Origin of the sequence: Cytobacillus sp. FSL R5-0569 (assembly GCF_038007265.1) — a bacterium.
Lineage (GTDB): Bacteria > Bacillota > Bacilli > Bacillales > Cytobacillaceae > Cytobacillus > Cytobacillus kochii.
The window spans coordinates 2331436-2354681 of sequence record NZ_JBBOWW010000001.1 but is presented as its reverse complement, the minus strand read 5'-3'; the positions used below and the strand labels follow the sequence as shown (position 1 = coordinate 2354681).

The 23246-nt window shown below is 35.8% G+C and carries 21 protein-coding genes and 1 pseudogene; 20 read left to right on the top strand and 2 right to left on the bottom strand.

What is annotated here, in order from left to right; genetic code table 11:
- Window positions 1-39: 39 nt before the first annotated feature.
- From MKX78_RS12145 to MKX78_RS12135, 3 genes are all read left to right on the top strand, one after another.
- A complete protein-coding gene (locus MKX78_RS12145; protein ID WP_341051096.1) occupies window positions 40-1488 on the top strand; it encodes an aldehyde dehydrogenase family protein in 1449 nt (482 codons plus the stop codon).
- A gap of 23 nt (window positions 1489-1511) precedes the next feature.
- Window positions 1512-2636: a zinc-dependent alcohol dehydrogenase family protein gene (locus MKX78_RS12140; RefSeq protein ID WP_341051094.1), complete on the top strand. Its 1125-nt coding sequence runs from the start codon at window positions 1512-1514 to the stop codon at window positions 2634-2636.
- Window positions 2637-3644: 1008 nt separating this feature from the next.
- Window positions 3645-3872: a hypothetical protein gene (locus MKX78_RS12135; protein ID WP_341051091.1), complete on the top strand. Its 228-nt coding sequence runs from the start codon at window positions 3645-3647 to the stop codon at window positions 3870-3872.
- A gap of 394 nt (window positions 3873-4266) precedes the next feature.
- Here MKX78_RS12135 and MKX78_RS12130 read toward each other — a convergent pair.
- Window positions 4267-4446: pseudogene (locus MKX78_RS12130) on the bottom strand (Tn3 family transposase); the annotation flags it as partial.
- A 438-nt stretch (window positions 4447-4884) separates the two neighbouring features.
- Here MKX78_RS12130 and MKX78_RS12125 point away from each other — a divergent pair.
- The 4 genes from MKX78_RS12125 (at window position 4885) to MKX78_RS12110 (ending at window position 7039) form a co-directional block, all read left to right on the top strand.
- Window positions 4885-5064 (top strand): DUF6440 family protein, encoded by a 180-nt coding sequence (locus tag MKX78_RS12125; RefSeq protein ID WP_307313880.1) that lies wholly within the window; start codon window positions 4885-4887, stop codon window positions 5062-5064.
- A 221-nt stretch (window positions 5065-5285) separates the two neighbouring features.
- The gene (locus tag MKX78_RS12120) at window positions 5286-5792 is read left to right on the top strand and encodes a GNAT family N-acetyltransferase (RefSeq protein WP_341051090.1); all 507 of its coding nucleotides are present in this window, start codon (window positions 5286-5288) and stop codon (window positions 5790-5792) included.
- A 214-nt stretch (window positions 5793-6006) separates the two neighbouring features.
- Window positions 6007-6327 (top strand): PadR family transcriptional regulator, encoded by a 321-nt coding sequence (locus MKX78_RS12115; RefSeq protein ID WP_224936458.1) that lies wholly within the window; start codon window positions 6007-6009, stop codon window positions 6325-6327.
- The gene (locus tag MKX78_RS12110; RefSeq protein ID WP_341051088.1) at window positions 6320-7039 is read left to right on the top strand and encodes a DUF2812 domain-containing protein; all 720 of its coding nucleotides are present in this window, start codon (window positions 6320-6322) and stop codon (window positions 7037-7039) included. The genes MKX78_RS12115 and MKX78_RS12110 overlap by 8 nt, the downstream gene beginning before the upstream one ends.
- 96 nt (window positions 7040-7135) lie before the next feature.
- Here the strand turns inward: MKX78_RS12110 and MKX78_RS12105 are convergent, their stop codons facing one another.
- A complete protein-coding gene (locus MKX78_RS12105) occupies window positions 7136-8320 on the bottom strand; it encodes a NupC/NupG family nucleoside CNT transporter (protein ID WP_224936456.1) in 1185 nt (394 codons plus the stop codon).
- Window positions 8321-8559: 239 nt separating this feature from the next.
- On the opposite strand from MKX78_RS12105, the gene MKX78_RS12100 reads away from it, so the two are divergent.
- The 13 genes from MKX78_RS12100 to MKX78_RS12040 all read left to right on the top strand — a co-directional run bounded on the left by MKX78_RS12100 (window position 8560) and on the right by MKX78_RS12040 (window position 23191).
- Window positions 8560-10251, top strand: a complete 1692-nt coding sequence (locus tag MKX78_RS12100; RefSeq protein WP_341051085.1) for a methyl-accepting chemotaxis protein — start codon at window positions 8560-8562, stop codon at window positions 10249-10251.
- A gap of 290 nt (window positions 10252-10541) precedes the next feature.
- Window positions 10542-10958, top strand: a complete 417-nt coding sequence (locus MKX78_RS12095) for a PaaI family thioesterase (RefSeq protein ID WP_341051083.1) — start codon at window positions 10542-10544, stop codon at window positions 10956-10958.
- A 387-nt stretch (window positions 10959-11345) separates the two neighbouring features.
- Window positions 11346-13466: an acetate--CoA ligase family protein gene (locus MKX78_RS12090; protein WP_341051080.1), complete on the top strand. Its 2121-nt coding sequence runs from the start codon at window positions 11346-11348 to the stop codon at window positions 13464-13466.
- A gap of 19 nt (window positions 13467-13485) precedes the next feature.
- Window positions 13486-14721 carry an acyl-CoA dehydrogenase family protein gene (locus MKX78_RS12085; RefSeq protein WP_341051078.1) on the top strand — a complete coding sequence of 412 codons (1236 nt, stop codon included), beginning with the start codon at window positions 13486-13488 and terminating at the stop codon, window positions 14719-14721.
- Window positions 14722-14751: 30 nt separating this feature from the next.
- Window positions 14752-15516 carry an SDR family NAD(P)-dependent oxidoreductase gene (locus MKX78_RS12080; RefSeq protein WP_095373281.1) on the top strand — a complete coding sequence of 255 codons (765 nt, stop codon included), beginning with the start codon at window positions 14752-14754 and terminating at the stop codon, window positions 15514-15516.
- A 25-nt stretch (window positions 15517-15541) separates the two neighbouring features.
- Window positions 15542-16336: an enoyl-CoA hydratase-related protein gene (locus MKX78_RS12075; RefSeq protein WP_341051076.1), complete on the top strand. Its 795-nt coding sequence runs from the start codon at window positions 15542-15544 to the stop codon at window positions 16334-16336.
- 12 nt (window positions 16337-16348) lie between these two features.
- Entirely contained in the window at window positions 16349-17107 is a 759-nt protein-coding gene (locus MKX78_RS12070; RefSeq protein ID WP_340974903.1) for an SDR family NAD(P)-dependent oxidoreductase, read from the top strand.
- Between the two features lie 108 nt (window positions 17108-17215).
- Window positions 17216-17971: a carboxymuconolactone decarboxylase family protein gene (locus MKX78_RS12065; RefSeq protein WP_341051074.1), complete on the top strand. Its 756-nt coding sequence runs from the start codon at window positions 17216-17218 to the stop codon at window positions 17969-17971.
- 111 nt (window positions 17972-18082) lie between these two features.
- Window positions 18083-19144 carry an LLM class flavin-dependent oxidoreductase gene (locus tag MKX78_RS12060; RefSeq protein ID WP_341051072.1) on the top strand — a complete coding sequence of 354 codons (1062 nt, stop codon included), beginning with the start codon at window positions 18083-18085 and terminating at the stop codon, window positions 19142-19144.
- Window positions 19145-19184: 40 nt separating this feature from the next.
- Window positions 19185-20240: a TRAP transporter substrate-binding protein gene (locus tag MKX78_RS12055; protein WP_341051070.1), complete on the top strand. Its 1056-nt coding sequence runs from the start codon at window positions 19185-19187 to the stop codon at window positions 20238-20240.
- Window positions 20241-20311: 71 nt separating this feature from the next.
- Complete coding sequence (locus tag MKX78_RS12050) at window positions 20312-20782, top strand: TRAP transporter small permease (protein ID WP_341051068.1); 471 nt, start codon at window positions 20312-20314, stop codon at window positions 20780-20782.
- A gap of 13 nt (window positions 20783-20795) precedes the next feature.
- Window positions 20796-22103: a TRAP transporter large permease gene (locus tag MKX78_RS12045; protein ID WP_341051066.1), complete on the top strand. Its 1308-nt coding sequence runs from the start codon at window positions 20796-20798 to the stop codon at window positions 22101-22103.
- 146 nt (window positions 22104-22249) lie between these two features.
- Window positions 22250-23191 (top strand): phosphotriesterase family protein, encoded by a 942-nt coding sequence (locus MKX78_RS12040; RefSeq protein WP_341051064.1) that lies wholly within the window; start codon window positions 22250-22252, stop codon window positions 23189-23191.
- Window positions 23192-23246: the final 55 nt, after the last annotated feature.

The following is a 23246-nucleotide window of genomic DNA, read 5'->3' as shown; positions in this document are numbered from 1 at the left end:
TTGGCCTTTTAGTACTTTCTTGAAGGGGGATCAAGCAACATGATTCAATTAGATACATTGTATTATGGATCAATCATTGATGGGTGCGAACGAAAAAAAGCGGGAAGACAAGATTTGGAGGTATTTAACCCATATAACAATGAAGTGATTGGTAAAATCGCCTGTGCCACGATGGAAGATATACAAGATACGGTAGACACCGCACACCGTGTATTTCAGGATACAATGAAAAATATGCCGGCATATATGCGCTCTGATATCCTAAGAAAAACGGCTGACTTATTAGAGGAGAAGGCGGGGGATTTTGCTGAGTTACTTACATTAGAAGCGGGTAAACCCATTCGTGAAAGCCGTGGAGAAGTGGCGCGGGCAGTTCAAGTATTGCGCTTTGCTTCAGAAGGAGCCAAATCTATTTATGGGGAGCAAATCCCGATGGATAGCGCCATTGGCGGAGAGAATCAAATCGGCATATCGAAACGTGTCCCTTTAGGTGTTATAGCTGCGATTACACCGTTTAATTTTCCGTTAAATCTTGTACTTCATAAGGTTGCTCCAGCAATTGCTGCTGGAAATACAATTGTCTTGAAACCTGCAGAGAAGACGCCATTCTCATCAGTATTTCTTTATCAATTATTCGAGAAGGCGGGATTGCCTAATGGAGCATTCAATATTGTTATGGGATTAGGCCAAGAACTCGTGGAACCATTGGTCACACACCGAAAGGTAAAAAAAGTTACCTTTACAGGAAGCGGTTCTGTTGGCTGGAAAATTAATGACATGGCGAAACGAAAAAAAGTAACTCTTGAACTCGGATCAAATGCCCCCAATATTATTTTTGAGGATGGAGATTTAGATGCTGCTGTTGATGCTATTGTGATGGGGGGATATACATACGCTGGTCAGGCGTGTGTCTCAGCACAACGTATCTATGTACAAAAAAATGTATATCAACAGTTTGTAGAAAAATTAGTTACCAAAGTACAAGCACTTAAAACTGGGAACCCACTGAATGAGGCTACGGATATGGGGCCGATGATAACAGAAGATGCCGCGATACGTGCCCAAGCTTGGGTTAAGGAAGCTGTTGAAGGAGGGGCGACCATTTTAACTGGTGGCGGACGTAATGGTTCAATGCTAGATCCAACTGTATTAGTCGATGTAAGGAGAGATATGAAAGTGGTTTGTGTGGAGGTCTTTGCACCAATTGTTTGTGTCATGCCGTTTTCAGAAGAAGCGGAAGTGGTTGACTATGCCAATGATACAGATTTGGGACTGCATGCAGCTGTCTTTACTAAGGATATAGACCGGGCTTTCCGTGTGGCGGATGCCATTGAAACGGGTGGTGTATGGATCAACGATGTATCAGTCCGTCGTTATGATCATATTCCTTATGGTGGCGTGAAAAATAGTGGGATTGGAAAAGAAGGAGTTAAATATGCTATTGAGGATATGACAGATACCAAGTTTTTAGGGATAAAACTTTTTTAGAAATAAATCGAGGTGAGAATAGGATGAAAATAAGAACTGCCGTATTACGCGAATCAGGTGCTCCATCCCCTTATGCAAAAAGCCAACCGATTAAAATTGAAACTTTAGAGCTAGATTCACCAGAGTCCGGTGAAGTTTTGATTCAGATAAAAGCTGCCAGTCTTTGCCATTCAGATTTATCTGTCATTAATGGGAGTCGACCAAGACCGCTGCCAATGGCATTAGGGCACGAAGCTTCAGGGGTGGTGGTTGAAGTTGGTTCTGGTGTAACAGATTTAAAACCGGGGGATTATGGTGTTTGTATTTTTGTTCCTAGCTGCGGGCATTGTCTTCCATGTAAAGAAGGGCGCCCCGCCCTATGTGAACCTGGTGCACACGCTAATACCGCAGGTACATTAATGGGTGGTGGAATAAGACTACATTCAGATACAGAAGATGTCAATCATCATGTGGGTGTTTCCGCTTTTTCGGAATACGCGGTAGTATCAAGAAACTCATTAATAAAAGTGGATAAGGGGATTCCATTTGAAAAGCTAGCTCTTTTTGGATGTGCAGTTATTACTGGTGTAGGTGCAGTTGTAAATACTGCTAATATTAAATTGGGAAGCACTGTAGCTGTTGTTGGCCTAGGAGGCATTGGTTTAAGTGCACTTCTTGGTGCAATCACAGCAGGTGCAAGCAGAGTGGTTGCGTTAGACATCAATCAAACCAAATTGAAGCAGGCAAAAGAACTAGGAGCAACAGATACATTTAACTCAAAAGACCCTGATATTGTAAAACAAGTTCGTGAAGCAACTGGCGGTGGGCTTGACTATGTATTCGAAACTGCGGGCGCGGTTCCAGCAATGGAAGTTGCCTATGCCATCACTAAGCGAGGTGGAACTACGGTTACAACTGGACTACCACATCCAGAGCATCATTTTTCATTCCCTTATGTCAGCTTAACCGCGGAAGAAAGAAATCTTAAAGGCTCATACGTAGGTAGCTGTGTCCCTGACAGGGATATCCCTAACTTCATCAATTTATTTAAACAAGGCCGCCTCCCTGTTGACAAGTTGATGACGGACTTTATTTCACTCGATGAAATTAATGAGGGATTTGACAAACTGGCAAAAGGAGAGTCTTCAAGAATTATTATTAGATTCTAAGGTTTCACAAGATAATTGTGGTTTGGACATAACTAAATTACCTACTTTAATATGTTTGTTGTAAAAACAAGTTCATTCCAATATAGCTGTAGATTATCGTAGTGTGCGAAGAAGAGGGATTTCAAGTCTTATTTAGTACCGCCACTTAGTATCAACCTTCCCTTTATTACTGGCAGGAATCATACTCTATATCAACACTTTACATTAGTGTTTAAAAACAAGCATCCAACTATTTTGAAATTTATAATTCTAATAGTTTAGATGTTTCGTTAACTTAAATACTTATGGCCTAGCATTTTGTTTAAGAGTCTTCTTTTTATGCATTGAATAATAAAATTTTTATCATACAACTCACGATTAAAAAAGGAAGAATATCAATCATAACGACTACACAAAGTGATATGGAGTAGGCTGCCGCAAACAAATACCCTACTCCATTCTGTGTGAATGCCTGTTCTTTAAAATTGAGAAGAAATATATTAGTGAAGGGAATGTATTATATTGAAGAAACTTTTCATTCTTAAGTTAAAACCCTTATAAACGTGAGCCTAGAGTTATGAAATTGCTCCATTCACAAATGAATGTCACGGAAATAATTACTAAGTTTTGAGGAAAGTAACCAATCCGTTACTCTTTTTTTTCATATTATATTATAAGCATGATTAAGAGGAGGCAATAAATAAATGGATGCTATCATTACGGTATTAATTCCTTTCTCCTGATGATTGGTTTTATCCTAAAACACTGGAAAGTTTAGTAGAAACTGCTACTAGGCAGTCAAAAGATGTAGCTGTAATCAGTGGAAATATCAACATTAATTTTGAAAATGAAAATGGGGAAGTTTATCAATCGTTAGAATTAAAGGGAAGAAACTTTTCTGATCCATTTGATTTTTTATTAGCAAATACTTCTCTTTGGCCTAGATGTTACCGTACATCTATTATGAAAAGTATAGGGGGATGGCCAATTGATGAAAAGTATAAGGGAAGGTATGTAGAAGATATTAGGGTGCTCCTTAAATTAATTCCATTTTATCAATTTGTCTGGATAGACGAGCTTATGTTATATCATCGAAAACATCAAAAAAACAATACGAATCATGTTAAAGAAACAGCAGATTGCTTAAAAAGTACAATTGAAGAGACATTAAGAAATTGGGGAAATGTCTATGCTCCAGTTTTCAGATATGAAGGGGAATGTATAATATTAGACGATTTAATCTATATAGATGTGTGAGATTAAGAGAGCATCTATAGTAAGTAAAGGGGAAACAACATGATTATCGAATAAAAGTGATGTGGAGCTGAAAATGTGATAGATGGATGATTACACGATGAATCTGTTCTCTAAATGAAGAGTGTTACTTCGATACATCCATATATTTCATATTTTCTTATATAACTTATCCGTATAGTTGGTTGTATTAAGGCGGGCCCATTCATATCAAGACGGAAGAGTTTCTGGGTCATTAATGAAGGGGATTTAGGCTCATAGGAAAGAGTAAATAATATAGCTCTTTGAGAGATCGAAGAATAAAAACAAGTTTATTCTTAACTATATAACGAATTCTAAGAAAATTAAAACCAGAAGTGAAATAGGTGGGAGTAATTCTTCCTATTGGGCACTATGTTTTAAATTCTTTTGTCGTTTCACTCAAATACATGGTATTCCAAACGCATATTGCATTGAATATTATATATAAGGCACTAGCTCTTTGTAGCTGATCTTAAACACTACTTTCTCTGAATTTCCTACGTTTAGTTTACCCAAAAAAAGCTCTATCCAATCCATTCATCGCTTCTCCTTTATTTGGAATATAAATTTGATTCAAATAGGCTACCTACTAATATGCTAAGACTCTTAAATAAAAATTAATCTAATACATAATCCAAAGCCTTTAGCCTTCAGGTATTTGGCTTTTTCGTGTCTAAATTTTATTGCGTACAATATTCCCGAAATGTTGGCAGCACCACTTTTTAATAACAGATGTAAAAAGGCAATTCTATCTTGATATATTCAATTAATATTAGGTAGATAAGCAAAGGAATAATCGTGAAAAAGTAGGCTATTGCTTCTCATTTCACATGACCTCCTCTTAAAGCTAGTATAAATGAAATTTTTAATTTAATCTTTAGAAAAATGCATTGTTCAAGAGGTGGTTCTATGGTAAAAATAAGTTAATGAAACTCATATACAGCTCATTACCTCAGAGGAACTTCATTAAAAAAGATGTAGGGAGCGTTGAATGATGGATAATAAACGTTTTGAAACAATTTATTCTCAAGGGAAAATAGAAATTTTTAAGATTATTCGAGATAATGAAACCGGAGTGATGTATATGTTCCATTATGCAGGTCCGGTCAGTGGATTAACTGTTATGGTTGATTCAGATGGTAAACCTTTAATAGATAAGGACTTTAAGAAATAGTGTGTAATTAATTAACTGAAAATTCAGTCCTATTAAGCAGGTATGTGTATTGATAAACATGTGAATAAATATTCGGAATTTCAGTTGTTTCTCTTTGGAACAGTTAAGATACGATTATTTTTCCAAGGGGAGATTTTTCTTATTCAATAGGTTGGACGTTCAATCAATCTGCTTTTATTCGTGCGAGAGGTCACTCTATATCTTGAACAGGAGAGTTCGTGTTGAAGGAAAATGATTTATTTATAAGAAAAATGTGTGAAAATGACTATCAGTATATGAGTAAATGGTTAAGTACGAAAGAAGTGTTGACATTCTACGGAGATGTTAATGAACCTTTTTCTCTAGAAATGGTGAAAGAGAAATACGGTCCTCGTATAGACGGCGAAATTAATGTCCCACCATTTATCGTAGAACTCAAAGATCAACCGATTGGATTTATGCAGTATTATCAGGTAGATAATGAATATTTTGGATTTGGGGACAATGAACTGATATATGGAATCGATCAGTTCATCGGTGAACCAATGCTTTTCGGAAAAGGTATTGGAACAAGAATGGTGAAACTATTTGTTGAATACATTGCGCAAAGAACTGAAGCAAAGATGGTTATTTTAGATACTGCGACAAACAATCATCGTGCTATTGCTTGTTATGAAAAAGTTGGGTTTACGAAAGTGAGGAAAATGAATAAGGATAGTAATTGGTTGATGGTATATCCTTTGAAGTAATGTGCAATGTATGGGTAAAAGAAATTAAAATTGCAAAGATATGTTCGTTGTTAATATTGACTAGAAAGCTTCTTTATGTTGAAGGAAGCTTTTTTTTTTATAAAAATTATATCATTTTATGATATAACTATAGACACTTATATCACAAAATGATATATTATGAATATATCCATTTGTGATATATCAAAAAAGAATACATTAAGGATGATGTAAATTGAAATCAGAAGGGCAGATAACCGATTCTATGTTTTATATTATGACGGCACTAACCCGTCCAAGGCATGGATATGCAATTATGTCTTTGATCGAAGAGACTACACAGGGGAGAATAGCCATTGGACCAGCCTCGATGTATACGATTATAAAGAAGCTCTTAAAACAAGAATGGATTTATTTGCAGGACGGTTCGGATTCAAGAAGAAAAGTATATGAATTGACTAATCAAGGTAAAGTGGTATTAAAAGATGAAATGAATGTGAGAAAGCTAATGGTTCAATTAGCTGAAGAAGGATTGGGAGGAATGGACAATGAGTAAAACAAAGTATATGATGTCTGGTGGATTAGCATTTGCAGAAAGTAAAGATATGGAGAAATTGAGGCAGCAGTCTCTTAAAGGGTGGCATGTTAAAAAGCTAAGTTTTATGGGATATACATTGGTGAAAGGTGAGAAAAAAGAGTATGTATACAGCATTGATTACCGTACAGTAGAAGAAAATGAGGAAGAGGAATACTTAAGCTATTTTGAAGACGCAGGTTGGAACCACGTTTACTCAGAAGCAGGTATTCATTTATTTCGCGCCGATCCTGGTACTGAACCAATTTATTCAGATAAGGAAACACTTGCCCAAAAACATGAAGAATCTTTAAGTAACACGGCAAGGTGGGGAATAGGAGCATTAGTGTTGTTTGCAGTAAGTTCTTGGACGGGTACAATATTTACAACTGGAATGATAGCAAATATACTCACTGTTGTATCAATAATATTAACGATCATAGCAGTACCAGCTGTTTGGACAGCAATGAAAATTCAATCAAATAAATGGAAAGTACAAGGGAAACAAAGAAGTGTATTTTTCATAAATACAATAATCATATTATTTTTAGCTGCATTAACAATTTTTCTGTTATATGGAAGTGGCCCAAATGATGCAATTAAAACGCTCGCTTATATGCTTATAGGTGCTTTTGCACTACCTATACTCATCTGGTCAATTTTATCTTTTTATCATAAGCACTTAGGGCGGTAATCTTACATTTAATCAAAGTAAGTATAGGTTCAGTTGAACAAACTCATGATTTTAACACGAAAAAAAGGCATATATCGCTATGCCTTTTTTTCGTGTTTAACTAAATAAACCGACCATAATGGATGTTAAGGTAGATGCCATGGTTGCTGCTAATAGAATCTTCAAACCAAATTTAGCAACGACTGCCGCTTTTTCACCATTAATAGCTTGAATCGAACCACTAATAATACCAATTGAACTAAAGTTAGCGAAAGAAATCAAGAATGTTGAAATAATCGCAACTGTTTTCTCTGAAAGCTCTCCAATAAGTGGTTGGAATTGTAACATTGCAACAAATTCGTTTGTAGCAAGTTTTGTTCCCATAATGGATCCTGCTGTAATAATTTCATTTGATGGTATACCCATCAACCAGGCAATAGGAGCAAATATATAACCTAGTATTGTTGTTAGATCCATACCAAATATTCCATCAAACATGGCATTAAGTAAAGCCATTAACGCAATATAGGCAACAAGCATAGCTGCAACGATTAAAGCTACTTTACCGCCATCAAGTGCACCGTTAGAAATCGCTTCGAATAATGATTTTGACCCCGTTACGTCTTTTACATCAATTTCTTCTTTTTCGTTGTTTTTGATCGGAGCTATCATTGTCGCGATAATCAAGCCTGAAAGCGAATTCAAAATCATCGCTATTAAAACATACTGAGGAGGAACCATTGTCATGTAAGAGCCCATAATACTAGCTGATACACTCCCCATTGCTGATGTACTAATAATAAATAGTTTGTTATCACTCATTTTTGCCAAATGTGATTTAATCGCCAACAATGCTTCACTTTGGCCAAAGAAAATGGAGTTAATACTATTGAATGTAACTACTGTTGATAAACCGGTTATTTTCGCTAAAAACCCACCAATGTACTTTATAGCTAGAGGTAAAACTCTAATATAAGTAAGAATGGATAATAATGCTGAAGTAAAAATAATGAGCATAAGTACATTCATAAAGAAGACTGTTTGTCCTTCTTGCACCAAGCCACCTAATACAAAATCAATACCTTCATAACCAAAATTTAAAACAGTTGTAACGCCATTAGAAATCCATTCAACTAACTTTAAACCAATGGTTGTTTGGAACATGAATAAAGTAATGATAATCTGTAAGACAACCATAATAGCAATCGCTTTATAGTTGATATTTTTTTTATCATTGGAAATAAGGTATGCTAAGCCGAGAACGAGAAAAAAACCTAAAATTCCTATTAAAATATTTACCATGATGTCTCCCCTTAAAAAGTTTTCTCCAATAGTATTGATGATAAGGTAGTATGACATCTGATGTCAAATGAATATTAAAAAATGACAGAAATTGCATTATTCAATGTATTAAGAATGAGTGCACAACTTATCATTCTCACTACTTTAGTAATGGGTATAAAGAATTAAAACAATTATAACTCATTATTTACATTCTCTTTATATTTCACCCTCATAATGAGAACAAGGGGGAGAGATATATGGAAAATGTTTTAGACGCCATCAAAGGGATTGTTGGAAAACTTTCTTTACAAGCAAGACTCTTGATTATTGTTATTACTATTCTGCTTTTTTCAGCAACGGTAGTGACAATGATTTCTATTAGTAAATCAAAAGAAACTATTATTGGCTTTATGGAACAAAGACTTGATAAGGAAACAAGTTATATTTATGAAATTGCCCAAAATTTATTACTCATATACATAGATGACGAGAATGAGTACACAACAAAACTGAATCAAGTGATCAGAAGACAAGAATCACAATTAGCCCAAGATGGATTCAGTGCATATTTCTTTTTGATTAATCAAAACGGAGCAGACCCTTTTTCTGTCAGTGAAAATCGACCAATTAACTTTCCTGATAACGTTGTTGAAACTATTACTCAACAACAAAATGGAATCATTGAGCGTGACATGAATGGGGAAACCTACACGATAGCATTTCGTAACATTCAAGAATTAAAGGGAATCTACACTATTGCTATACCTCAATCACAGTATCTACAAACATTAACAGAAATGAGCCAGTTTATTGGTGTAACAGTCCTTTTATGTTTGTTAGTAACTGGAGTGATTGTCATTCTTTTAGTAAGAAATTTGACCAACCCTATTTCAAAGTTAACAATAATGATGAGACAGGCTAGTAAAGGACAATTAATAAATGATATAAAAATGGAAAGTACAACACCTGAAATTGTCTCACTTATTAATAGTTATCAAACAATGATTGCTCATATGAGGAAGTTATTAACAAATATAATGGATGCTACAGACAATTTATCCCAATCAGGCAATAGTCTTGATCATATTTCTCATAAAGTAAAATTAGAAAATGAAGAATTATTAGTCGGTATTCAAGTGGTAAAACAGGGAGCAGAGCAAACTGCCATTAGTTCTGAAGAGAGTATTAAGAAGTTTCAATCTATGAAAGAAAAAACCAATAAATTATTTGATAGTATGGATAGTATGATGAAAAAAGCATATACAATGGAATGTACAGCGGTAGATGGTGAAGAGAGTATAAGTAAAGTCATCGCCACATTTGAATCTTTTTCAACTTCATTTTCAAAAATGACTCACACTGTTGCCCAAATGAATAACTATTTTTCTTCTATTGAAAAGGTGACCTCAGTTATACAAGATATTTCAACTCAAACAAAGCTGCTAGCTTTAAATGCTTCCATAGAAGCAGCGCGGGCAGGGGAATCAGGGCGCGGTTTTGCGGTAGTGGCAACTGAAGTCGGTGCTTTGGCAGAAAAATCAGCACAAGCTGTTGAATTAGTCAAAGAAAATATTATTTCAATGAAAGACATCTCATCTAGAACACTCTTTGAATCTGAAGAAACAAATAACCATTTTTTACAATATAAAGAGATCATGAATAAGAATCGAACAGCATTCGATTTGTTAATGAAAGAAGTCCTTTCTGTTTGTAACATTATAGATGAATCAAAACGACAATTGGTTGGTTTACAGACTATTCTACCGCAAATGGAGGACAAAACAGAATACGCTTTAGCGATTTCGCAAGAGACTTTAGCAAAATCAGAGCAAATGGTGATGGATTCAAACCATTTAATGAAGGAAGTGGCACAAAGTCACGAAGAGGGTTTAAAGATTAGCTCACTTGCACGAAAATTAAAGGAATTAAATAAAGAGTATCAAATTTAAGTTTAGCCCAAATTTTAAAAAATAGACCATTGTCCTTGTCCACATTCCCTGCTTGTACATATAGTATAGTAATCCTTCTGAAAAACTGATTCACCTCAAACGGAGAAAAAGACAGCTCGCCCAGGCTGTCTTTTTCATATTTCTATTCAAACAATCCATTGAAGGCAACCAGCTTTTCATCAGTTAATAGTTAAAAATGTATATGGGAAAATCTTTACTTATTAAGATAGGCATATAATTTGCATGATACATAATTGTTTAGATACCTATGTGAGGAAGGGGAGGTTTCGTTGAAAAATGAGCTATGGGATAAAGAAATACACCGGATGAAAAACAATCATTTTCGTCAACTAATCGGGGTGAAGTTGGAAGAAATTGATGATGGTAAGGCGACACTTATTCTACCGGTAAGTAAGAAATTACTACAACCGAATCAAGTTGTTCATGGAGGTGTAATATCAGTTTTAATCGATTCTGTCATTGGGACAGCTGTTAGAACCATTCTCACAGATCATCTTAATGCTATGACAGCTGAAATGAATATTAATTATTTCCGCCCAGTTTCAAAAGGCGTGATAAAAGCAGAAGGCAAAATTATTCATAAAGGAGGGACCCTTGTAGTTGGTGTAGCAGATATACTTGATGAAGATGGAAAGCTATTAGCAACAGGGAGAGCAACTTATGTGTTAAAAAGCAAGAAACAATAGCGTTTATGATTGAGGATCCCTCTGCTTGCAGGAGGGATTTTCAATTAAAAAAAACAAGAATCCAACCTAACCGCCGCCCCATTTATCCAGTGTAATTCAAACCTGTTCAGTTAAAAAAACTAACTATGCGTTTAATAAGACTAACATTCATAAAATTCATGAAAATGATGTTCCCAAATAACAGTATGAAATCTTTTATTTGTTTCATTTTAAAAAGCGAGTATTTTATTTTGAAACACATTCATCGTTTTGATATTTGAATTTCACCCTCCGTCACTTAAGATTCTCTATAACAAGAATAGTTATCTCCATTATTTTAATTATTCTAAATTTTTTGGCACACAAATTGCAACAAGGTTAATAATTACTTCATGAAAGGAGTCTTATATGCGGAATGAATTAAAATCTCTATTTGAGCCTGAAAGTATTGCCATTATAGGCTGTTCCCCTGACAAAAAAAAAATTGGTGGCAGACCGTTAGATTATTTATTGAAATATGGATTCTTAGGAAGCATTTTTCCAGTTAATCCTAATTATGAAATGATCGAAGACATGCAGTGTTATGAGACCATTATGCATGTTCCAAGTGAGATTGATCTAGCAATTATTGCGTTGCCACAAAAATTAGTTCTCCATACATTTCTAGCTTGTATCAAAAAGAATGTGAAGTCTGTTGTTATTTTTAGTGCTGGCTTCTCAGAATTAGGGGAAGATGGCAAAAAAGACCAAGATCAAATTACTGCCCTTGCCAAAAAACATCATATTAGAGTATTAGGGCCGAATTGTTTAGGGTTATTTAATTCAAGTAAAAGAATGTATGCTACCTTTTCCACCATATTAGAAAACGAAGAACCATTACCTGAAGGGAAAATTGGTTTCGTCAGTCAAAGTGGGGCATTTGGATCACATGTTTTTACTTTAGCAAGACAACATCATATCGGTTTTAGTCAGTTTGTTGCCACTGGAAATGAAAGTGATATTGATGTGGCAGATTGCATCGAGTATTTGGTACATGATGATAAAACAAGTGTGATTGCCTGTTATCTTGAAGGAACAAAAGATGGAAAAAAATTAATCAATATGTTTAAGTTAGCTGCGCAAAAGAAAAAGCCAATCGTCTTACTAAAAGTAGGAAAGTCAGATGTAGGTATGCAGGCGGCTATGTCACATACCGGTTCAATGGTCGGCTCTGATTCGGTATATGACACGATTTTTAAACAGTACGGCGTCTACAGGGCCGAGACGATCGATGAGTTTATTGATGTAGCAAACGCATTCGCACAATTACCGCGGATGAAAGGGGACCGCGTAGCCATTTTTACGGTCTCTGGAGGTGTAGGCATTATGCTTTCCGACCAAGTAATAGAAAACGGACTCACTTTACCAGAAACGCCTAAAGAAGTTCAAAGACATTTAAAATCAATTATTCCTATTGCTGGAGTGAAAAACCCCCTCGATACTACAGCACAAGTCTCTTACATGCCGACATTATTAGAAGATTTTATGAAAGCGGTTTTAGAGAGTGGGCAATATGATGCAGCAATAGTGTTCTTAGGCTTTTCAGGATTGAAACCGGATTCATTAGCTACAAAGCTTACATCTCTGATGCATATGAAACAACAATTTCCTGATATTCCTTGTGTCATGGTTACATTATGTAATCCCGAAGCAAAAAAATTAATCCATGAATCGGGAATGGTCTTAAATGAAGACCCAACTAGAGCTGTAAAGATTCTTTCCGCAATGAATGAATTGAGAAAATCTAAAAACCATTTAGAAGAAATGTCTGCTGACGAGGGTGTGAGGATACCGCTTGATCGAATCAATCAATTCATTTCATACTCTAGTAAAAAAGCGTTAACAGAATTTCAAAGCAAACAAATAGTAAGTCATTACAAGATTCCTATAACAGTAGAGCAATTGGCACTATCTCCAACAGAAGCGGTGGAATCGGCAAATTCAATAGGGTATCCAGTAGTGTTAAAAGGCATGTCACCACAAATATTACATAAAACTGAAAAGGGACTAGTGCAATTAAATATTAACAGTGACCAAGAAGTAAAAGAAGTTTTCAATCAAATTAAAACGATTATTCAAAACGAAGAAGAGGCAGCATTTGATGGCGTGTTAATACAGGAAATGATAAACGATCATTCGATAGAAATGTATGTCGGTGCAAAGAGAGACCCTATTTTTGGCCAAATGATACTTGTCGGTTTAGGCGGCATTTTTATAGAGGTTTTTAAAGATGTCTCAATGAGAAAAGCGCCGGTATCGCCAAAAGTTGCGAAAGAAATGGTAGAGGAATTAAAAGCAAGCTTGATTTTAAAAGGGTTTAGAGGAAAAACTCAGTACGATGTTGACTCATTATGTAATCTCATTTCACGGTTTAGTTTTGTAATCAGTATGCAAGAAGGGGTTTTAGAGGAAGTTGACCTAAACCCTATTATGGTGTTTGAAGGTAGGAAAGGTGTAAAGGTTGCAGACGCATTGATGAAATTAAGTTAAATAAGAAGGAGGATTATGCATGAATTTTACTGTACCAGAAGAAACTTTAGAAATTATAAACGGCTTAAAACAATTTATTGATAAAAAGGTCATTCCTTTAGAAGAAGAAAACGCAGAATTACTATACAATGAAAGGAATTATTATCTAGAAAATGGTAGGCGTCATCCAAAGGTTGAGAGCTTAAGAAAAGAAGTAAGAGTGGCTTCAGCAGAAGCTGGCTTTTATACAATGTTCGGGGACAAAGAACTAGGGGGAGAGGAGCTTGGACCTATTACGGCATTATTAACGCAAGAAGCGATTGCAAAAAACTATCCTAATCGAAAACTAATCGACCCTATAGTGATTCCCTCTCCGTTTACCAATGGAATTACACCAGTACTGAGAGGGTTGAAACAAGAATTAAAAGATGAGTATCTAGATGGGATAAGAAAGGGAGAGAAAACATTATGCTTTGGCTTAACTGAACCAGATGCCGGTTCTGATGTTTGGGGGATTAAAACAAAGGCTGTTAAAGTGAACAATGAATGGGTAATAAATGGAACAAAGCAGTGGATAACGAATGCACCTTATGCGGATTACTGTATGTTATTTGCAGTGACAAATCCCGAATTACATGCGAAGAGAAAAGGTGGAATTACTTGTTTCTTTGTTGAAACAAATAGCACAGGCTTCAACGTAGATTCAGTCATTCCAGTTATGGGGGAATTAGGAGGGGATGCTGGAATTATTAGCATCGATCAATTAAGAGTTCCAGAAGAAAATATTATTGGAGAATTAGATCAAGGCTTTACAAAGGCCATGCACGGGATTAATAATGGCAGATTAGGGATGAGCGGGAAATGTATCGGTTCTGCTCAATGGGCATTGAAACAGGCAATAGATTATGCAAATATGCGAAAAACGTTTGGAAAAACAATAGGTGAGCACCAAACTGTTCAAAATATGATCGCAGAATCTGCCATGGATATCTATGCTGCTAGGAATATGGCTTTACATTGCGCATGGAAAATTGAAAACACGAAAAAGCAACCGGTGAAAGAAATTTCGATGGTAAAAGCTTACTGTACGGAAATGTTAGGGCGTGTATATGATAAAGTCATCCAGGTTCATGGAGGAGTCGGCGTTTCAAATGAATTAAAGCTTGAAGCAGGATACCGTTATGCCAGAATCCTGCGAATCCCTGATGGTACATCAGAAATCCATAGACGAACAATAGCTAGAAGCCTATTAAAAGGTGACTTGAACTTTAATTAAACAGAAGGATTATTACAAGGGGGAGCTGAAATGGGGAAACTAAAAAACAAGATTGCGCTCGTCACTGGAGGAGGCTCAGGAATTGGCAGATCAATTGTCGAGCGTTTTGTTCAAGAAGAAGCTCGCGTGATTGTATTAGATATAGACGAACAATCTTTACATGTCACTTGTAATGAAATCAATCATCAAGTTCCTGGTTCTTGCCTACCGAAGATTTGTGACGTCACATCGAGTAATCAAGTGAACAATGTCATCAAAGATTGTTGGAAACAACTAGGTACTATCGATATTTTAATAAATAATGCGGGTGGAGGTTGTATGGAACACCCCATTCATCTATTGGAACTAACAGAAGACATGTGGAATCGTGTATTTGATTTAAATACAAAAAGTATTTTCCTCGTATCTCAATCGTTTATTAGAAATCATGTTGAAAAAGGGACACAAGGAACAATTGTCAATATGGCTTCACAAGCAGGAATCAACCCAAATAATTCGATGAGGCCACATTATAGTGCAGCAAAGGCGGCTGTTATAGGATTAACTAAGCATATGTCAAAAGAGTTTTCCCCATCAGGATTTAGGATTAATGCAATTGCTCCAGGCTATTGTGTTAGTGGTGAGAGAATGCAGAAAATATGGAAGAACCGAGATGTTGGATCTACATTAAGAAATGTTCCAATCGGCAGACCATCCGCACCTCATGAGCAAGCTGCTGCTGTTACATTCTTAAGCTCAGACGATGCATCTTATATTACAGGTGTAACATTGGATGTTAGTGGTGGTGGGTTTTAAAAAAATATATATGGGAGGTCATCAGATGTCAGAATTATCAGTATTACAAGAAAAAAAAGGAAGAATAGCCTATATCATATTGAATCGCCCAGAAAAATTAAATGCTTTAAATAACCAGCTGTTAACAGAACTTGATCAAGCGCTAAACGAAATTGAACAAGATGATTCTATTAGTGTAGTCATTATAAAAGGAAGTGGGAGAGCCTTTAGTGTAGGCTACGATGTTGGTAAGTACAGCCATCCGACTGTCACTGAAGATCGAGATAAATTAGAGGAATTTACGAAAAGATGGTTAAGAATATGGGCCTTTCCCAAACCAATCATTGCTCAAGTGCATGGTTATGCATTGGCAGGGGGTACACAGCTATTAGCTTCATGTGACTTTGTCATCACAGCGGAGAATGCACAATTTGGCTTTCCCTCTCTGCCTCTTGGAGGAGGATTTGTCGGGATTTATTGGGGGTGGCATATTGGGCATCAACGAGCAAAATTACTAGACTTAACAGCTGGAAGTAGAATAACAGGTATTGAAGCAACAGAGTATGGATTTGCCGCTCGTTGTTTTAAAGAAGCTGAATTAGAAGATAAAACATTAGAAATTGCTAAAAGAATTGCCAAAACACCTCTTGATATTTTGAAGTTAAAGAAGCAAGCACATAATCGCGTAATGGACATTCAAGGATTTAGAACGAGTGTAATGTTTGGTCCAGAACAGGATGCAATTATCCATACGACTGAAGGGATTCAATCAATTAGAGAGAAAATAAATGAATTGGGCCTTAAGCCAACCATTCAATGGTTTAATGAACAAGAAATTTAAAAGGAGGAATGGATGCCTATTAGGATGTTCAGAGGGAAAGTGGCTATTATTACAGGCGGTGCAGGGGGAATAGGCGAAGCAACAGTGAAGAAATTGTTGAGTGAGGAAGCAAAAGTAGTTGTTTTTGATTTACAACAAGGAAAATGGCAAGGCTATCAAGACGATATTGAGGAAATAAAAGTAGATATTAGGAATAGAAGAGAGGTTGAAGAAGCTGTAAAGAGTGTATATAAAAAGTTTAATCGCATTGATATTTTGATCAATTGTGCTGGAATATTAAAAGATCATCTAATTGATGATATGTTAGATCATGAGTGGGATACAGTCATTGATGTAAATTTAAAAGGTTCCTTTAATTGTTGTAGAGCGGTTACACCTTATATGAAGAGACAGCAACAAGGAAAGATAATATTAATTTCATCCGTCGCAGCTCTAGGTACACAAGGAAGAGTCAACTATGCTGCTGCAAAAGCAGGCATTCAAGGACTGACAAAATCTTTAGCCATTGAACTTGGTCCCCACGGCATCCATGTTAATGCGGTTGCCCCCGGCTATATCGAAACACAGATGAGTAAAGTGTCTGAAGCCGATGCACATAAGAGGGGAATTGATAATTTCAATCAAATGAAGCGAGCAATACTCAATCGGAATCCAATAAGAAGAATTGGTCAACCAGAAGATGTGGCAAATGTCATTGAATTTTTGGCAACAGAAAAATCCGATTACGTTACAGGACAAATCATCTATGTATCAGGAGCTCCAAATAGTTAACAGACTATAAAAGGGGATAGAAAAATTGATCATGTAGAACAAGTTAAGTCACCAGTTTTGCTTGACGGATCAATCCATCTCTTCGTCCTACGGAAGGAGGTTTTATCGTTGAAAACTAACGGCAATACTAAAAAAACCATCGCAAAAGATCAACTAAAAGAAATGGGTTATTGGGATTCGATAATGGATTATATATCGACTTTCGATACTGACTTTTATCATATATACAAAGACTTCTTATGTACTCCTTATACAAATAGTATTTTTGATGCAAAAACAATTGAGCTGATTCATATCGCAATAAACGCTTCTCCGACAAACCTTTGCCAAAGCAAACTAGAAATGCATATGAAAAACGCAATCAATCACGGGGCAAAAAAAGAGGAAATCTTCGAGGTTCTTAAACTCGTTAGTGTGCTAGGCATGCATACTTGTGCAGTAGGAGTACCCATTTTAGTAGATGAATATAATGCGTACTCAAACGATTCTATGCCTGTACAGTTGAACGAAAGGCAAAAGGAACAAAAAGATCAGTTTATAAAGAAAATGGGCTATTGGAACCATTTTCGTGACATACTTCTAGTTAATGATGAACCATTTTTTGAAAGTTATCTTAAAGTTTTAACAAACCCTTGGGAAAAAGACATCATCAGTGCAAAGCTAAAAGAATTTATTTATATTGCAATCGATAGCTCTACAACACATTTATTCGAGAATGGGATTCGAATTCATATAAGAAATGCATTGAAGTATGGAGCTAGCTTTGAAGAGATAATGGGAATTTTAAAAATTGTCAGTACACAAGGCAGTAGTACTTTTCATATAAGCTTGCCCATTTTGGAAGAAGCGCTTTCAGACATATAAAAAGAAGTCCTTAGATTTAAGGGATTATAAAGATACAATAAATAGTCTCTAGTTAAATTTTTGTAATATTTAGTCAAAAGTTGAAAATCAAATGAAATGGAGTGTTGGATTATGCCTATTTTAGGAAAAGAAATGACATTTGGACTATTCTTCTTGAATTCGGTTGCCCCTTGGAAAACTGATGCAGAAGAGTTACGTGATGGATTAGAACAAATAAAGGTTGCTGATCAATTAGGATTTCATTCAGCATGGATTGCTGAACATAATGCTCGTGCTTACGGTGTTGTTAGTTCTACATCTGTTTATCTGGCAGCAGCAGCCGCACAAACGAATACAATTATGCTAGGCTCTGCCGTTTCTAGATTACCTCTCCATCACCCATTACAATTAGCTGAAGATATGGCATTAGTTGATATTATCAGTAATGGTAGATTGTATTTAGGCGTTGGTAAAGGCTACGATGCATTAGAATATGAAGCATATAATATTGACTTTGATCAACGTCATGAAAAATACTTAGAGTCATTAGATATTCTTACAACCGCATTGAAAAATGAGAAGGTTACTTATGCAGGAAAATTCTTTGATATCAAAGACATTCCTGTTTATCCAAGACCGGTCCGTCGTTCAGGACCACCGATATTTGTAATGGTATCTGGTAATGATTCTTCTATCATTAATGCAGCAAAACAGGGGCATTCATTTGTTCTAGGAGGAATAACGAATGAAGATACGAATCACAAGATTGCTTTGTATAAAAAGTCTGCACTTGAATCAGGTTTAACTCCTGAATATGTTGAAAATGCGGTTGCTCGATCTGGAAAGTTACTTTTCTGCTATGTTGCAGAAACGACTGAACAAGCACAAGAGGAATATAGAAAAGGGCTTGAATGGTATATGAGTGAAAGGGATAACCGACCAACATTTGGTGTGATTGATAGAGAAAGAAATATAGATTACCAACGCTTTTTACAATCGGGGAATACATTAGTTGGATCACCAGAAAAAGTAATACATGATATACAAGAATACAAGAGAATTACAGGTTTAAATAATATGATTCTTTGGATGAATATTGGTGGTCAACCACAACAGCAAGTGTTAAAGTCGATGAAGTTGTTCTCAGAAAAAGTGATGCCATATTTTTCGCAGACAGAACATTCTATTCGATAATGCTTCGTAATGAAAACGTTTACTAAAAAGGGGGACCTTTATGAGATACAAGGCATTAATAGTTACACTGTTCATTTCACTCTTGTTTTTATCAGCTTGTTCTTCTCAAAAAACAGCTTCCGGCGAAAAAATATATCAATTAAACTTAAATGTTTCAGCCGGACCTGTACATCCTTTTACCAAACAAGTAGCAGAGCCGTGGGCAGAAATGGTTGAAGAAGAGACGAATGGAATTGTTCAAGTTAATATTTTCCCTAGTGCTGCTTTAGGAGAGCTTTCTTCTGCCTATGAAGATATAAAATCAGGCCTTTATGAAGCTGGAATTGTATCACCAGGTAGACATATAGATACAGACCTTTTCCCGTTAACTATTGGTGATTTGCCTTTTCTAATTGATGACCCCGCAATCGCAGAATCTGTCCTTACTCAATTCAAAGATAAATATATGAAAGATAATTTTAAAGAAGGGCAATTTATGTCAATTTCTTCCACTGACGCTTATCAATTATATAGTACTCAACCAATTCGTACGATGAAGGATTTGAAGAAACTGAAGATAGCCGATTCCGTTCTTGAAAGAATCGAGTTATTCAAAGAGTTAGACGCCATACCAGTATCTTTGAATAATACAGAATTATATGAATCTGTTGAAAAAGGCATAGTCGATTCCGTTGCTTACACTGCAGTCGGTGCAAATGGATTCAAATTAGAAGAAGTGAGCCCTTATATGACGAAAGTAGATATTGGTGTGGCGACACAAATGTTTATGATGAATCAAGACTTTTTAGAAAGCTTACCTGAAGAGATAAAAGAGATGTTTTATGAAAAATTTGGCCCTGCATACGCTAGTTTGATCACAGACCTTTACACACAAAGTGCCGACAAAGCGATAGAGACTTTTGAAATGAATGTAAAAGAAGATGGAGGGAAAGTGATCGTTCCTACTGAAGAAGAACTAGCTATGTTCAGAAAACCTGCAAAAATTGTCATGGATCAGTGGGTAGAAATTGCAAATAAGAGAGGCTATCCTGGCGAAGAAATGATGGCGTACTTTACAAGTCTACTTGAAGAAAAAGGGATTAACATTCCAGAATAGTGAAAAGGGGCTACCAAGTGAGCCCCGACATATTTTAATAGTAATGATCAATTGTGATTGGAGGGTTCAAGATGTGGGCGAAAATAATTACCAAATGTAATCAAATCAATAAATGGTTGGCATTCCTCTCATTGATAGTAATGATGATAATTGTCGCCTTTTCAGCTATATCAAGAGGATTAGGTAGTCCGATTGTCGGTGATGTTGAGCTTGTCCAATTAACAATGGTTACATTGATTGTCGGTGCCCTATCATATACTGAATATCATAGAGCTCATATTTCGGTAGGGATTCTAGCAGATCATTTCCCAATAAAAGTTCAATATGTGATTGATTTAATTTCTTCTATATTAATTACGATTTTTGCTTTTTTAGTTGCTTATGTTTTTTTCATCAAATTTGATTTCGCCGAAGCCTCTATCATTCTCAGGATACCTTTTTTCTACTTTAAAGCCCTATTAATATTTGGTTTCATCGGCTGGGGATTTGAATCAATCAAGCAGATAGTTGGTCACATTAAGTTGCTCACACAAGGAAAGTAGGGAGGGGATTCGTTTGGATGTATCTGCTATAGGTGTGCTTGTTTTAGTTTTTGTGTTTATTTTAATGTTTTTAAGAATACCGATTGTAGTAGCAATGGCGGTGCCTGCCTGTATAGGTATTTTAGTCTTAAAAAGTGAAAATGCATTGTTTACTGCTATTGAAAGCATCATTTGGCACCATAGTTATAGCTATACATTAAGTACCATTCCTCTATTTGTATTAATGGGACAATTTTTATATGTTGCTGGATTTAGTGACGAATTATTCACCGCATTCAAGAATTGGTTCGGCAAGCTTAAAGGAGGCTTAGGTATAGCAACCATTGGGGCATCGGCTATGTTTGCTGCTTCCTCAGGTTCGAGTTTAGCAACAACAGGTACCATTGGAGTCGTCGCATCAAAAGAAATGCTCAAAGCGGGCTATGCAAAAAGCTTAACAGGTGGATCGATTGTCGCAGGAGGAACATTAGGTATCCTTATACCGCCAAGTACCATGTTCATTCTTTATGGCATGATGACCGAGCAATCTATAGGTAAGTTACTAATGGCAGGCATTGTGCCTGGGATTTTATTAACGCTTTTTTTTATGCTAACGATATGGATTAGTATATTGATAAAGCCTAATTTAGTGTCGGGGATTTATGAGAACAATATACCTTGGAGTGAAAAAGTTAAATCTTTAAAAACGAATATATGGATTATTTTACTATTTATACTAGTTATGGGTGGAATATATATCGGATTTTTCACCGCTACAGAAGCAGCTGGGTTTGGGGCATTAGGTGCTTTACTTGTGGCCTTATTACGAAAAAAACTGACATTCGCTCTATTTCGTGAAGCAATTTTTAGTACAGTAAAAACGACTGGTTTTATTTTCGCTATTGTGATGGGGGCATTTCTCTTAAACTTTATTTTAACGATTACGAGAGTACCTAATCTATTAGCAGACTTTTTATTTAGTAAAGAATTATCACCAACAATGATTTTTTTACTCATTGTGCTTATGTATTTAATTTTAGGAGCTATTATGGATACAATGGCAATGATTGTCGTAACCATCCCGATAATCATGCCAATCATTCAAGCGCTTGAATTTGATTTGATTTGGTTTGGCGTAATTATTGTTCTTCTAGTAGAGATGGCCTTAATTTCACCACCAGTTGGAATGAATTGTTTTGTGTTGAAGGGCGTTGTGGACGACCTTGACCTTCAATCCATTTTTAAAGGCGCACTATTATTCATGATTCCAATCCTATCATTAATAATATTGTTATATATTTTCCCTGAAATCGTCCTATTTCTACCGAATTACGTAAGGTGATTCAATTTGCTTAATAAGAATATCCAACTTGCTTCTACAAAGGAGAAGGTGAAAATGAAAACGTTTACTACATATCTTCTCCCTTCTTTTATATTCAAAATTATCAATTTATGAAATAATTGAAAAAATGAATGGAGGTTGAATATATGAAAGTAATTCATTCGGTTACCGGGCCAATTGAAGTCAACAAACTAGGTAAAACACTTATCCATGAACATTTAAGGACAAGAGCAGAAGAAGTCGCTGTTCAATTCCCCCATTTATACAATCACGATGAAGAATATCGATTAGCTTTAGAACAAGTGCTTGGTGTTAAGAAACAAGGGGTACAGACTATTTTTGATCCAAGTGTAATGGGACTAGATCGTGACGTCAGATTTATGCAAAGGGTTTCTAGGGCATCAGGAGTAAATATCATTGCTGCTACAGGTATCTTTACATTTCATTATTTACCGACACGCTTTATGTTCAATGACATCGACTTTATGGTAGAACAATTTGTAAGGGATATTGAAGTAGGCGTTCAAAATAGTGAGATCAAAGCAGGCTTTTTAAAATGTGCAACGGATGTACCTGGTCTAACTCCTCAAGTAGAAAAAGTTTTAAGAGCAGTCGCTCGGGCACACCTCCGCACAGGAGTACCTATCATGACTCATTCAGTACCCTCCAAAGAAAATGGCCTCACTCAAATTGAAATTTTTGAAGAGGAAGGCGTTCAATTGAATAAAGTCCTAATCGGTCATTGTGGGGACACTGACCAACTGGGTTATCTCGAAAGATTGTTAGATAAAGGGGTTTATATCGGAATGGACCGCTATGGTCTTACCTCTACTTTATCAACAGAAAGACGAAATGCGACAATAAACGCGCTTATTCAAAAAGGATACACTAATAGAATGTTTTTATCACAAGATTATTGTTGTACGACAGATAGATATAAACCTGAAAGTTTAAAAAAGGAAGTATACCCCGATTGGTCAATGACATTTTTATTAGATAAAGTGGTTCCTATGTTGATAGCTGATGGGGTAAGTGAAGAACAAATCCATACGATGCTCTATGAAAATGTGAAAACATGGTTAAATTAATTGAAAATCAACATACCCAAATGTTTCATTAATATTGTTAGATAAGGGGGGGATG

What these genes read in the sequence shown, in the direction of transcription:
- MKX78_RS12145 (WP_341051096.1), top strand. Translation starts at nt 40, where the DNA reads ATGATTCAATTAGATACATTGTATTATGGATCAATCATTGATGGGTGC.
- MKX78_RS12140 (WP_341051094.1), top strand. Translation starts at nt 1,512, where the DNA reads ATGAAAATAAGAACTGCCGTATTACGCGAATCAGGTGCTCCATCCCCT.
- MKX78_RS12125 (WP_307313880.1), top strand. Translation starts at nt 4,885, where the DNA reads ATGGATAATAAACGTTTTGAAACAATTTATTCTCAAGGGAAAATAGAA.
- MKX78_RS12110 (WP_341051088.1), top strand. Translation starts at nt 6,320, where the DNA reads ATGAGTAAAACAAAGTATATGATGTCTGGTGGATTAGCATTTGCAGAA.
- MKX78_RS12105 (WP_224936456.1), bottom strand. Translation starts at nt 8,320, where the DNA reads ATGGTAAATATTTTAATAGGAATTTTAGGTTTTTTTCTCGTTCTCGGC.
- MKX78_RS12100 (WP_341051085.1), top strand. Translation starts at nt 8,560, where the DNA reads ATGGAAAATGTTTTAGACGCCATCAAAGGGATTGTTGGAAAACTTTCT.
- MKX78_RS12090 (WP_341051080.1), top strand. Translation starts at nt 11,346, where the DNA reads ATGCGGAATGAATTAAAATCTCTATTTGAGCCTGAAAGTATTGCCATT.
- MKX78_RS12085 (WP_341051078.1), top strand. Translation starts at nt 13,486, where the DNA reads ATGAATTTTACTGTACCAGAAGAAACTTTAGAAATTATAAACGGCTTA.
- MKX78_RS12080 (WP_095373281.1), top strand. Translation starts at nt 14,752, where the DNA reads ATGGGGAAACTAAAAAACAAGATTGCGCTCGTCACTGGAGGAGGCTCA.
- MKX78_RS12075 (WP_341051076.1), top strand. Translation starts at nt 15,542, where the DNA reads ATGTCAGAATTATCAGTATTACAAGAAAAAAAAGGAAGAATAGCCTAT.
- MKX78_RS12070 (WP_340974903.1), top strand. Translation starts at nt 16,349, where the DNA reads ATGCCTATTAGGATGTTCAGAGGGAAAGTGGCTATTATTACAGGCGGT.
- MKX78_RS12060 (WP_341051072.1), top strand. Translation starts at nt 18,083, where the DNA reads ATGCCTATTTTAGGAAAAGAAATGACATTTGGACTATTCTTCTTGAAT.
- MKX78_RS12055 (WP_341051070.1), top strand. Translation starts at nt 19,185, where the DNA reads ATGAGATACAAGGCATTAATAGTTACACTGTTCATTTCACTCTTGTTT.
- MKX78_RS12050 (WP_341051068.1), top strand. Translation starts at nt 20,312, where the DNA reads ATGTGGGCGAAAATAATTACCAAATGTAATCAAATCAATAAATGGTTG.
- MKX78_RS12040 (WP_341051064.1), top strand. Translation starts at nt 22,250, where the DNA reads ATGAAAGTAATTCATTCGGTTACCGGGCCAATTGAAGTCAACAAACTA.